At 47.3% G+C, this 539-nt stretch carries 2 tRNA genes and 1 rRNA gene; all 3 read right to left on the bottom strand.

The annotated features are described in order from the left end of the window. Positions 1–210: 210 nt before the first annotated feature. Positions 211–286: transfer RNA gene (locus tag UB23_RS23280), tRNA-Ala, on the bottom strand. A 30-nt stretch (positions 287–316) separates the two neighbouring features. Beyond that, positions 317–393: transfer RNA gene (locus UB23_RS23275), tRNA-Ile, on the bottom strand. An 82-nt stretch (positions 394–475) separates the two neighbouring features. Beyond that, positions 476–539 (bottom strand): 16S ribosomal RNA (locus UB23_RS23270); the annotation flags it as partial.

Here is a 539-nt window from a genome sequence, read left to right as displayed (position 1 = left end):
ATTCGCCGAAAATTCGATAATACTCAATTAAGAGCAACTCACAAATTTTACCTTAGCCTGATCCGTTACCAGTGAAAGTAACGTTCAGTCTATCTTTCTATCACATACCCAAATTTTTAAAGAACGAACTAGTCAAAGACTAGAAATCAACATTCACCATCACAACGATGGAATGCTCATTTCTAAGCTTTACACAATCAGAAGCAGTAGTGGTGGAGCCAAACGGGATCGAACCGTTGACCTCCTGCGTGCAAGGCAGGCGCTCTCCCAGCTGAGCTATGGCCCCGTATTTCTACAGGCGTTTCCCACACAAAATTGGTGGGTCTGGGCAGATTCGAACTGCCGACCTCACCCTTATCAGGGGTGCGCTCTAACCAACTGAGCTACAGACCCAATTTCGGGCTGCTTCTTTTCGTCTTCTTCAATGAATCAAGCAATTCGTGTGGGAGCTCATGGAGCAGCTGATGTCGTCGATTAAGGAGGTGATCCAGCCGCAGGTTCCCCTACGGCTACCTTGTTACGACTTCACCCCAGTCATG

The organism is Pseudomonas sp. ES3-33, assembly GCF_000952175.1.
GTDB lineage: Bacteria > Pseudomonadota > Gammaproteobacteria > Pseudomonadales > Pseudomonadaceae > Aquipseudomonas > Aquipseudomonas gregormendelii.
The sequence above is the reverse complement of the archived record's forward strand: the minus strand, read 5'-3'. Positions and strand labels throughout refer to the sequence as shown.